The sequence below is a fragment of the Halobacteriovorax sp. CON-3 genome (assembly GCF_043196995.1).
Lineage (GTDB): Bacteria > Bdellovibrionota > Bacteriovoracia > Bacteriovoracales > Bacteriovoracaceae > Halobacteriovorax_A.
This window is the reverse complement of record NZ_JBEBNA010000004.1, coordinates 103320-113846: the sequence shown is the minus strand read 5'-3', so window position 1 is coordinate 113846 and position 10527 is coordinate 103320. Positions and strand designations below refer to the sequence as shown.

At 36.1% G+C, this 10527-nt stretch carries 9 protein-coding genes; 7 read left to right on the top strand and 2 right to left on the bottom strand.

Annotated elements, in window-relative coordinates; genetic code table 11:
- The coding region (locus ABMA72_RS16695; RefSeq protein ID WP_393058134.1) for a hypothetical protein at positions 1 to 297 on the top strand (297 nt) is incomplete at its 5' end.
- Positions 298 to 1332: 1035 nt separating this feature from the next.
- Here the strand turns inward: ABMA72_RS16695 and ABMA72_RS16690 are convergent.
- The gene (locus ABMA72_RS16690) at positions 1333 to 2283 is read right to left on the bottom strand and encodes a hypothetical protein (RefSeq protein ID WP_393058132.1); all 951 of its coding nucleotides are present in this window, start codon (positions 2281 to 2283) and stop codon (positions 1333 to 1335) included.
- Between the two features lie 11 nt (positions 2284 to 2294).
- A complete protein-coding gene (locus ABMA72_RS16685; protein WP_393058130.1) occupies positions 2295 to 3038 on the bottom strand; it encodes a hypothetical protein in 744 nt (247 codons plus the stop codon).
- Positions 3039 to 3297: 259 nt separating this feature from the next.
- On the opposite strand from ABMA72_RS16685, the gene ABMA72_RS16680 reads away from it, so the two are divergent.
- The 6 genes from ABMA72_RS16680 (at position 3298) to ABMA72_RS16655 (ending at position 10499) form a co-directional block, all read left to right on the top strand.
- On the top strand, positions 3298 to 4404 hold the full coding sequence (locus ABMA72_RS16680; RefSeq protein ID WP_393058129.1) for a ParA family protein: 1107 nt from the start codon (positions 3298 to 3300) through the stop codon (positions 4402 to 4404).
- Between the two features lie 10 nt (positions 4405 to 4414).
- Positions 4415 to 5344 (top strand): ParB/RepB/Spo0J family partition protein, encoded by a 930-nt coding sequence (locus ABMA72_RS16675; RefSeq protein WP_393058127.1) that lies wholly within the window; start codon positions 4415 to 4417, stop codon positions 5342 to 5344.
- Between the two features lie 595 nt (positions 5345 to 5939).
- The gene (locus tag ABMA72_RS16670) at positions 5940 to 6332 is read left to right on the top strand and encodes a hypothetical protein (protein WP_393058125.1); all 393 of its coding nucleotides are present in this window, start codon (positions 5940 to 5942) and stop codon (positions 6330 to 6332) included.
- Between the two features lie 189 nt (positions 6333 to 6521).
- Positions 6522 to 7793, top strand: a complete 1272-nt coding sequence (locus ABMA72_RS16665) for a hypothetical protein (protein ID WP_393058123.1) — start codon at positions 6522 to 6524, stop codon at positions 7791 to 7793.
- A 471-nt stretch (positions 7794 to 8264) separates the two neighbouring features.
- Positions 8265 to 8600, top strand: coding sequence for a hypothetical protein (locus ABMA72_RS16660; protein WP_393058121.1), 336 nt, complete (start codon positions 8265 to 8267; stop codon positions 8598 to 8600).
- A gap of 315 nt (positions 8601 to 8915) precedes the next feature.
- Positions 8916 to 10499: a hypothetical protein gene (locus ABMA72_RS16655; RefSeq protein WP_393058120.1), complete on the top strand. Its 1584-nt coding sequence runs from the start codon at positions 8916 to 8918 to the stop codon at positions 10497 to 10499.
- Positions 10500 to 10527 lie beyond the last annotated feature (28 nt).

Below are 10527 nucleotides of genomic sequence, written 5' to 3'. Positions count from 1 at the left end.
AAAAATGTAGTGCAAAAAAATGTAGTGCAAAAAAATGTAGTGCAAAAAAATGTAGTGCAAAAAAATGTAGTGCAAAAAAATGTAGTGCATAAAAATGTAGTGCAAAAAAATGTAGTGCATAAAAATGTAGTGCATAAAAATGTAGTGCATAAAAATGTAGTGCATAAAATTGTAGTGCATAAAATTGTAGTGCAAAAAAAAGTAGTGCAAGAAAATGTAGTGCAAGAAAATGTAGTGCAAAAAAATGTAGTGCAAAAAAATGTAGTGCGCAGATCTAGTCCACTCACCTACTGCTGACAAATGCTTCGCTCTCGCATTACCTATTTCAACACCTGCTGAGCCTCTTAAAGACCACTCTGGCTTCGCACAAGGGTGTTTATGTGGTTTATGTCACACTCTCAATTACGGAGGCTTAAAACGCCTCTAAGAAAGTTGAGTGTTTGAGTTGTGTTATGCCTATTGGCAACAGCTGATGTGTGATACGTTTTCTCACTTCTTGCAAAGCGATAACTTTTAAAAAACCATCAATTAATCTGCGCTCCACAAGGCGAAGGATCACCCACGAGGGAGAGAAACTTGAACCAACGGAGAGAAATTTGAACCTTCGCTCAAGATAACGTGTTAATCACCATCTTAAAGATCAATGATTTTTCAATAAATTATCCCGTTCCTTAAAATCAAGAGAGAAACTTGAACCAACGGAAGAGAATATTGAACCAACGGAAGAGAATATTGAACCTTCAGGAGAGAAACTTGAACCAATTATTAGCCAGAGGCCGATCATCATTGAATTACCTATCTCTTATATATTAATATTAAATATATAATATTAATTTTCTTCTATTTTAAAAAACTCTAAACAGCGTACTTTTGAACAGAAAAGGAGAGAAACTTGAACCTTCTTATAAAGGTCAATTAAAGAACTGCTTCAACTATATGAAAGCACAACCCAAAGCAATAATCTTACAGTCTTATAAATCTCAAAACTAAACAACAATACGAAAACAAAAAAACTATGGGTAAGGAACTAGATAGTGCGACTATGTGGCCGTTAGGCCGATGTTTTATAACTAAAGTTACGGGAGAACTTGACCCAGCCCCCTAGTCGCACAAGGGATGCTAGTATTTTACAGTAAAGGTTAACTAATTACAATATCTAAAACAAGGAGAGAAACTTGAACCCCTAAATGACAGCACCAAGAAGATCGTGCCAGATTGCTCACACAAAGGAAACAACGAACATAGGATAAAACCCTTTATAAAAAGGGCCTTACCTATTACAGAAAATGAAATTTAATATTAAAAGTACAGCTGCGATCAAAGAAGCAACAATTAACCGCAAGCAAGGATATTATCTGGTTGAGAAGGTTTAGTAACAAGAAGTTGTAACTCACCCCTTTTCGGGGAAATTAAGGAAGCTGGATATTCATCAAAAGGAAACGCTGTCTCATAGTTCTTTTTAAGTAACTCAACAGCTCTTTTTAAATCCTTATTAAATTTCTTAACTGTGCATTCATTTGGTTTACCAAGATACATTCTCAACTCAGTATTACCTAGCACCTGGTAATCTGTATTTCTCTTAACTAATGAATAACACAATCTCGCAATAACTATACTAAGATCGCGCGCCATCACATTTGCCCCAGCAAGTTTCGCTATAAAGCTTTTCGTAGGAACTCTAGTCGATTCTGAAAACTTGTAAAACGTGATATCGTCAAGCTGAATTAATATCTCACCCGAAGTTGTTGACGAAGGCATCCCCTTCACCTTGTCATGTTTAGGCCCTTTGTACGACCTAAAGAAAAGATCATTTCGAGAAACAACACTGTTCTCACTTAAGCACTTAGTAAAACGAATCGCGCAACTCTCAAAATTTAACAACATCTCCAAAATTAAAATTCTTTGATCTTGCGAAACCCTAGTACCTGAGCAATTTCCTTTAACCTTATTAAAAAGCTCAGATGCAGATGAAAACGAGAAAACCGAAGGTTCCTGAACTCCATTATTTAAGTTTGTCACATATTCATTAAAGAAGTATTCAAACATTTCTCTAGCGAGTATCCCATAAGGAACACTGCGCTCAGGCTCCAATTGGCTCATATTTAACGAAATCTTCCCATGCGCCCTCACCCATCTGTCAGATTCGATACGACTCTCAGGAAAGCTTGTTACAACTAGCTCAACAGGCGTCCAGAAAATTCTCTCAGTATCTACATACTTCTTTTTTTCTGAAAAATATCTCTTTTGCAGACTACCTAATAGATTACTTAGTTCTTTATCCATATATTCCTCTCCTATTTCCTAAAGCTTCTTAATTCTTCCAAAACACCGTTTAACGATAAACATATTGCCAACTGAAGCACTCCAAACACCACGATTGTTATAATTGTCTTCATCGTTATTATTGATAGATTTTTTATTACCCCTTGAGATGAGTATTCTTTCTCCAGTCTCCTGAGTTGCTTCTTTTGCTCTTCGCGATCTGCAAGCAACTTTGACTCTCTCTCATTAACCGCCTCCCTTCTTGGCTTTAAGATAGCGTTACCTTTCGAGATAAACTCCCTATCTCTATAGGCAATCATATCCTTGCGGATCTCACTCTTCTCACGTAGCACCTCTTTTAAGCCGAGATCAATTCTCTCTATATTAGCTTTTACGTCATTTATATCCGACTCAAGCGCTTGAACGTGACTATTTACGTTCTTGTCACTCTGGTAAGCGTAATAACTCAAGGTAACAACACTTACTGCAAAAAGTATTAAGGCCAAAGCTTTTAACAGCCTCCCCTTTTGAGCAGAAAAGTACATATAAAAAGCCTCGACAGTGAACGCTAAAACATAAGACTCTATTAAGGTGAAACCTATTGATGAATAAAACTCTTTACCTCTAAAGATAACCATTAGCTCAAAAGCAATTATTGAGAAAAACACAGCACAAGTCGCAACACTTGGAAAACTTAATGATTTACCCGAGAAACTCGGAACCTCAAACTCCACTCTTTCGTCGTCTTCTAGTAAAGCTCTTGCTATCTCGTTCATTCGCCACCTTTTTACGGTTTTTTTACGGCATGCCGTAAATATTTTCTTTAATTTCACTTACTCTTCGTATTAATTATCTTATTCTTTAATTTATTTCATGCAAGATGGAATTAATTTGCCTACTCGCAATTAAATTTCTAAGTATGTATAATTAATTTAAGTTATTCGCTTTAGGGCCGATATTAATAAGGAATCACTTGTTAAAAAATTACGGCATGGCATAATTGTAAAGAAATCCATACCAAGAAAGGGGAGTTAAATGTTTCGTGATCCAACCAAGGAAAAAGAAGTATCGGTAAGCAAATTCAATCTCGCAGTAGGAGAGGAAAGAGGTGATTCGCCACAATCAACTACTGTAGCATATAAAGATGCAAGAAAAAGCAGAAAGAAAAAGAACAAAGTGGCCATACACATATATGTTGGCTCAAATAAGGGTGGTGTTGGAAAATCAACTATAGCATATAACTTAGCTTGGTTTCTAAACGCTAGGGGAAAGAGAGTGCTTCTTTGTGACTTCGATGCTCAAGCAAATATAAGTTGCTCCATCCTTAAGAACGAAAACGAGATAGAGGCGAAGTATTCTCTTTATGACATACTGGAAGGGAATGTAGAAATATCAGAAGTAATTGGAAAAGTATGTGAAGATCTAGACGTAATGGGTGGGAACTCAAAACTATCTGAGATCGACTACTTCTTAAGAAGCAAGGAAAGGGAAGAAAACGAAAACAAGAGCTTTTTCGATAGTAACGACCAAGAGTCTGATGCAAGCCAGATCTACCGAGACACATACGAACTATTTAAACAAATGTCAGTTGGTTATGATTTTGTTATTTACGACACAAATCCAGAAAACAACAAATTCAACAGACTATCAATGCAGGTAGCTGACTTAATGATTATTCCTGTACAGGCAAAACAGTCAAGCGCTAAAGCATTTAAACTTACTGGTTCTGAATTTAATGACTGCTTCCTTACGATTGATCGTGATAATTCTGACATCACTGAAAGGATCAAGGTGCTCTACAATATCATCAGTCCTGTTCGCTTCAACATTCCAAAGGAAGCAAACGAAGAAGAGGTTAGGGCGATCTTTGAAAAAGAAGAGGCTAGAGAAAGAGAACTTGAGGAAGTCGTTAGAGGAATGTACGGCGAACACATGTTTAAAGAAGTCATAAGTCACTCAGGCCCATTAGCGGAAGCGTCCGATGTTGGATGGCCTCTTTTTCTTCACAGCGAAGCTGACGAGTTTAATATTAAAGAATTTTCAAATTTTACTGATGAAGTAATCGAAGTCTGTGATTCCCTAGAAAAAGGAGTCAAAAAAGAAAACAAGGGAAGATTCGCTTTCCTTTCACCAAGAGCTTAAGGAGTAAACAATGGAGTTAAGGGAGAGATTTTCTCTAAATTTAAGAAAAGGTGAGAGTGCCAACAGTAAGAACGGGATCATTGGAAGAAATGCGCCGTTAAAAGCCGATAAAGTTATAAAGTTACCCGTAGATAAAATAGTACCTAATCCTAATCAGGCACGACTTGTTATTGACCTAGAAGATCCAGAGTTTATTAGATTAGTTAATAGTATCAAGTACGAAAAATTACAAAATCCGATACATGTAATCCCAAACAAGAAAGACAAAGTCTTCGAGTTAAGATCAGGGGAGAGAAGACTTACTGCGTACAAATATTTAGGATATAAGGAAATTGAAGCAATCATTTTAGATGATAAATTCAAGGCAGCATTAAATGCAATTTCGACGAATGAGTTTCAAAAAAAGATCCACATTATTAATAAAGGCCAAGAAGTTCAGTCAGTTCTTGACGCTGCCAAAGAGAGTGGAATTCCTTTCACAATCAAAGACGTAGCTAATTATTTCGGAAAAAGCCCAAGTACCATTTACGAGTGGCTAGGCTATCTCGCTATTGGAGTTGAGTTGCGAGGTCTTATCGAAAAGCTCAATATTCGAGACAAGGGCTTCTTGAGGCAAACTACAGCAATATGCAAAAGATACAAAAGAGACAAAAGCTTGAGCGACGAGCAAAAGAAAGAAGGGCTCAATAAAGAAGTGAGGGAGCTAATCACTGACTTTGAAGAGGCTCAAAAAAGAAAGCAGGAAAAGAAAGAACTGAAAAAAGCTGGAAAAAAGGTGAAAGGGCTACCTGAAAAAAGAATTGTGCTCTACTACCAGGACTCAACTAGCTCTTTTGAAAGTAGCGAAGCTTGGAAAAAACACAATAAAAGGGAAATGAAAAAATTAGAAAAGAAGTTAGTTGCAATGCTAGAAGAAGTAAGAGCAGAAATATCACTCTAAGTAAAAAGATTCCAAAAGGAACAGGGTATATTTTAAAAACAGAAAAACTCTATAAAAGGATGACCGCATGAGCACAGGAACTTATTTCTCAAATCCACCGATACTTTCTAGCTTTATCGAAAACTTGATGCCTTTATGGGAGATGTCGCTATGGATAATCCCCATAGTCTACATACTCATTTTTGTCTTGTCTGCTTACTTTCATATCAAAGAATCGGGACAAGGCGAAGAAGTGGTCACTAAAGAGAGAAACAAGAGAACTTTTGCCAATACTGAAAGATGAGCTAGAATGTAAATTTGATATGAAATTCTTCTTTGCGGCGATTTTCCACTAAGTAAAAACTTGTCCTACTATGTTAACCTCTCTTTTTTTAGTTACTTACAAATCGGCTCAAGTAAAATTCTTTTTGTTCCGAATTTTATAATATCACAGCAAGGGTAGTGATCATCTCATAATCTCGAAAGTTAGGTTTTGTCACTCCCTACTTATCGCAATTGTGCAGAGGCGAAAACATTCAATGCAAGGCCTCTGCATTTTTCACACTCTTTGTATTAATTCCTTATGTTGCTGTTGCTTTTTTCCGAGATGATTTTTATGACAAGTAACTCTTACAAATTCAACACAATCCCTAAAGAGATGACAACAGCACTGGAAAATGAAGCGCATCTAGAAATTCATGAAAATACTGAAGTAATGACTCCTTCAGAAATAGAGATTGCTAAACTTCTTTCTATCATTGAGAATTTGAAAAACAAACTTCATGAAGCAGAAGGGAGAGCTACAAAGATCGAAGATCAGGCAACAGCGTTACACAAAAAAACACTTCCTTTATTAAGCAAATTATCTAAAAAACATCCAGAATCCAAAAAAGCTTTCATTATAATCAATAGGCATTTAAAAGATATCGCTACTTCTTCGAGGCAAAAAGCTAGTGCCAATAATACTAATTTTTATCAACAGGACGTTGGTCCAGTAGATAAAAATTAGCCCCACGTTTATATTCATTATTTATTTAGCGCAGTAATACTTGGCACTATAGCGATCAAATATCGCTTAGCAATACAAGAGCATATCAAGCAAGCCCTTGAAAATTCTTTGTTAAAAAATAGTTGCTCATGTTTGATGGTTTTTGTCCGATAATGTTTCTGTATCGATGGAGGAAGGACGTAATGTACAATGCACCTCAATTCACTTTTTAAGCAAGCGTTAAAAGTATTTATCTTTTCGCTTCTTTTTGCTTCATGCAAGAGCATCATTTCCGTCGATGATCTTGAACAAACAGAATTAATAATATCTAAGCAAATCGATGGCCTTGAAGCCATTGAAGAAAACCTAGATCTAGTAAATGGGGAAGAACAAGAGTTATATTCTCTCGCCCTAAATGAAGAAAAGGGGAGCATTCCACTACCTGTTCGTTGGTCTATTTCCGATAGCACAATTGTAAATCTAAGCTCTGATGAAAGTGTAAGTAATGTCACTCTTACACCTCTTCAAACGGGATCTGTAACCCTAACTGTCGAAACACTAACCTTAACTAAGACATTCAATCTTATTGTGTCTGCACCTCCCCAGGACAATATCGGAGTCGCCTTAAGTGATGAATGGGTAAAGGTTCCTTCAAATGCAGGAGGAATGTCTCTTCCTGAGTTCTATGTTATGAAATATGAGGCAAAGGCTTGGAAGGATGACAATAATGATGGTGTTATTCAAGAAGGCGAGGGAAATAAGACCCATCTAAAACTAGCAAATGAAAACTACACTCCCATTAGTTCTCCTGATTTTATACCATGGGTCGGTATTTCCGCAAATGAAGCCTCTGCAAAATGCAGAGCACTTGGGGAAGGCTATGACATTATCTCTAATCGCGAATGGCAGGCAATTCTTCGTGATATCGAGACAGTTGATGCAAATTGGTCGCAAGGAAGCGTTGGCTCAGGGTGCTTAAAAAAAGGCGGGTCAAACAATGGAAGTGAATGTTCATGGCGAACAAGAAAATATGATGTTATTTTACCAAATGGAACCACTGTCGAGCTCGATAATTTAAACTGGGGTAATGAGAGAGACAATAACAATAAATTCATACTCACTAACGGAAACGAGGTTCACGACATGACAACAAGTGCTGGTGAATGGACAGACTGGGATAGAGATACTGTTGGGTTTCAAGGGATGCCTGTAAAAGGGGGATGCGAAACAAATTTAAGCTTCAACAATTTTCAAGACATTAGTTATAGCTGTAGTGAAATAAATGACGAAGATTTCAACTCCGCAAATGGCGGCTATACAATAGATCAAGGAGTAGGGGATTGGATGGCATACGCAGGAAACAGTACAACAGAAAACGCTGTCATTAGGGGAAGAAGAGGTTCAGCCTTTTCTTTTGGTTTTTATTGGACTAAAGACCATGAAAGTTATCAGGCAGGCTTCCGTTGTGTATATAGGCCTTAAATTTAAAGTCTGCATGGTGGGGGAATAGTTCTCACCATGCAGATACACTGTGCAATCTTTAAACATTAATTATTTCTTCATGTAAAATATTCACGATCAATCATCATTTTCGTATTTTTTTATACAATCAAAATCTATCCATTTTTCATATCCTTACTCATATCCTTCATTCTAAATAGGCTACATTTTACGAAACTACCACTTGTTGCGAAACTGCAATATCCCCAACACTTTTTTTTATAGTGAATAGAGTTTCAACTTTCGCTAGTATCGCCGAAGGCAAGCGAGATAGGAAAAGCGTGGTCTTTAAGGGACTAAGGCGGTTTGTTCATTATTAATCCTTCTCGCTTGTTCTTATGAAGGATATATGCTTAATGTTAAAAAAATTATCAAATATTATTACTTAAATTCTATCCTAGAGAAAATTTGGACTCCTAATATGAGAAAGAAAACGGGATGGGGGGGATGATTTTGAAAATAATAACAATTGGAAACTTAAACAAGGCCACTTTTGAAATTCTTGATACCATGATCCCCTCATATGAATTCACCCAATGTCCCAATGAGGTAGATCTCGTTATCATATCATCTTTTAATTTGTCGCTATTTATTGAAATGACTGTGATGAATATGATCATGAAGATACGCTCTAGAGAGAAAAACTTTACAAGACCTCTTATTCTTCATGAAAACCAAATCTTAAAAAATCCAAACTATATGCAATCAAAAGTTTACAAGCACCTAAAACTCAAAGACTTTAAAGAGCTTCCTCGTATTTACACTAACTCACTCGAAATTCGAAGTTAAGGGCTGCAAAATCTAGCGTACATCTTTTAGACAGTAATAAATTCACGGTTTCATATTCGCATTTTATTACATTTTATGATTCTTTTTTAGAACTAATCAGTAACTTACAACCCTTCCCCCCTCAGACTTCCGCCATGCGAAACTTTCTGCAACTTGCGAAATTCAACACACGATCTTCGATGATTTAACAATGATTCCGGCCATTACTTCAATTACAATCAACACAAGGCAGTCAGCACAAAACACGAATATAACTAAAACAAACAAAAATAAAAAAACAACTGTACTGACTGCTTTTTACAATAGGGAATTAATATGAAAAAACTTCTTCTTTCTACTTTGACAACAACTCTATTACTTGCATCTTGTAACAGTAATGAAAGCTCAACAAAGTTAAGCACTGAGAGTTCTATTGATTCAATAGAGAGAGTAAGTAGTTCTTCCGACAAACCTGCTCACTCAATCGCTAACCCCGAAGAAATCAGTGCAGATTTTTCAAATCTTGTGCTTAAATATGGATATAGTGATAGCCCTAATTCATTGGTCTGTAGTAAAGAGAAGTTGAGTGAAGGGTTTAAGAAATCCCTATCAAGTATGGTCATTAGAAAAGCGGAAAGGGTGGCACAGGCCATTATCCCTGCACTAGGTATTGGATGCGGAACTCAAGAAGAAAACGATTTAAAAACATATCACAAGGGTCACAGAAACGTTATTTTTTCAGGGAGCCTTAGTGTAAAAGTCCCTTCATTTGTCGAGGAAGTTCGAAGCGTAAGAGTTGGAATTGCTGACATAGCTGATACCCGTTACATCAATGATGTACGCAAGCTCAATTTGTTCGACACCGATAACGTTGCAAGAATAAACGATGAAATCATTATCAACTTTGATAACAAGGCTATGTTCGTTGGAACCCCCTTAAAGGAAGCTTTAATTGATAATGATTTGATTATTTATATCGATGACATTGTATTTAAAAACAACGAGGGGAACTTTGTTTCTCTTAAAGAAGTGTACTTTAACAATAATTCTAATATACGAGTAGACTACCTTGATTCTATTGCTAATCAATTTGTTACATTATTTTATGATAACAACCAGACTTTTGAATCCATCTCTGACCATCTAGGTCTAGGAGAAACCATGAATATAAACCATTATTCTAATGAAATTATAGAAGAGGCTAAAGAGATCATGAACAGTGGTCATAACTATAGATCTGACGAACAAACACTTTACAATTTTGAATCTTTCACCAAATCTAAAAAACGATTAATTGGCTTCTATCCCTTTAGTCCATACGAAATTATTTCAGGTGGAAATAACTATCGTAAATATCCAAGTTGGGGGCATAGCAAAACAGAACTAGTTCTGAATATGGATGACACTGACGAAGCAATAGTAAGATTTGATCTACGCAGTTTTGACTCTGAGGTTTCATATCCTACAAAAGGTAGATACTACGATGTCTGTGAGCTAGAATACACTAGGTCAGTAGAGTATCAAAAAGATCATCTTCCTGTAGACGAGCTTCTAAATAAGATAAGTGTATCCATCAATGGAAAAAATCTTGAGAGAGACGAGTTAAAAAGTTCTCTTCTTCTAGATCTAGATGGCGAAGAAAATGAAAGAAACTACATTCTTAAAATCAAACGCAATGGAAATAACAAGCTATACTTCAAAAAACATAACAAAGTAGAAATTAAATTACTTGATCCAGTGAGAAATATTAGTGAGGACATTGAGGTTTTAAATACGAATTGCAACAATTCAGACCTAGAGTTTTTTATCAAATACGATCTAGATAGTGTTAGAAATGGTGATGTTTTCCACACTTCTGGATTTGAATTAAGAACTTCTAAAGAAAAAGATTACAACAGGCCAATTCACAACGGATACTAATAATACAAAGTAGGATAAAACGAAATTA

Bases quoted from the DNA above. Each gene is read 5' to 3' on its own strand.
- ABMA72_RS16685 (WP_393058130.1), bottom strand. From the start codon at position 3,038: ATGAACGAGATAGCAAGAGCTTTACTAGAAGACGACGAAAGAGTGGAG.
- ABMA72_RS16690 (WP_393058132.1), bottom strand. From the start codon at position 2,283: ATGGATAAAGAACTAAGTAATCTATTAGGTAGTCTGCAAAAGAGATAT.
- ABMA72_RS16670 (WP_393058125.1), top strand. From the start codon at position 5,940: ATGACAAGTAACTCTTACAAATTCAACACAATCCCTAAAGAGATGACA.
- ABMA72_RS16665 (WP_393058123.1), top strand. From the start codon at position 6,522: ATGCACCTCAATTCACTTTTTAAGCAAGCGTTAAAAGTATTTATCTTT.
- ABMA72_RS16655 (WP_393058120.1), top strand. From the start codon at position 8,916: ATGAAAAAACTTCTTCTTTCTACTTTGACAACAACTCTATTACTTGCA.
- ABMA72_RS16675 (WP_393058127.1), top strand. From the start codon at position 4,415: ATGGAGTTAAGGGAGAGATTTTCTCTAAATTTAAGAAAAGGTGAGAGT.
- ABMA72_RS16680 (WP_393058129.1), top strand. From the start codon at position 3,298: ATGTTTCGTGATCCAACCAAGGAAAAAGAAGTATCGGTAAGCAAATTC.